Annotated in this window: 1 protein-coding gene; it reads left to right on the forward strand. The window is 41.7% G+C overall.

The window, feature by feature from the left end:
• Positions 1 to 624, forward strand: a 624-nt coding sequence (locus VQ048_RS12400; RefSeq protein ID WP_327611952.1) for a DNA topoisomerase, incomplete at both ends; no start/stop codon positions are given.

Raw genomic sequence — 624 nt, forward strand, 5'->3', positions numbered from 1 at the left:
GGACTGCTCATTACTGACAAAATACCGACCGAACTCCCTAAGAAAGAAGCCCTCATTTACAAAATGATTGCCGGGCGTTTATTAGAAGCGGTATCGGAAATTTGTATCAAGGAAACGCAGATAATAACTGTGGAAGCAGGTTATAAAAACTACGAAATCAAAGGTTGTACGATACAATCTGCAGGTTGGAGGGCAGTCAATGGCTCTTTTTCAGAAATAGAAAAAGAAGAGGAAATTCCGCAAGAGCTTCCCGAACTACAAAAAGGAGATACTTTAAAAGTAATGGACAGTCAAATTCTATCCAAAACCACCCGCCCTCCAGCATTATATACAGAAGCGACTTTATTGTCGGCTATGGAATCGGCAGGAAAGGATTTGGAAGACGAAAATCAACGGCAACTACTCAAAGGCACAGGTATTGGAACTCCTGCTACCCGAGCGGCAATAATAGAAACTTTGCTTAAACGAAACTATATCAAACGTCAAAAGAAAAGCATAATTCCTACCGAAAAAGGGTTGAAAGTCTATGAATGGGTCAAAGACCGAAAAATCGCTGATGTGGCATTAACGGGTGAATGGGAAGCCTCTCTCAATGAAATTGAGGAAGGGCAACTCCCTCCAGAA

Origin of the sequence: Bergeyella anatis, assembly GCF_036016955.1 — a bacterium.
In the GTDB taxonomy this organism is placed as follows: Bacteria; Bacteroidota; Bacteroidia; order Flavobacteriales; family Weeksellaceae; genus JAYWXI01.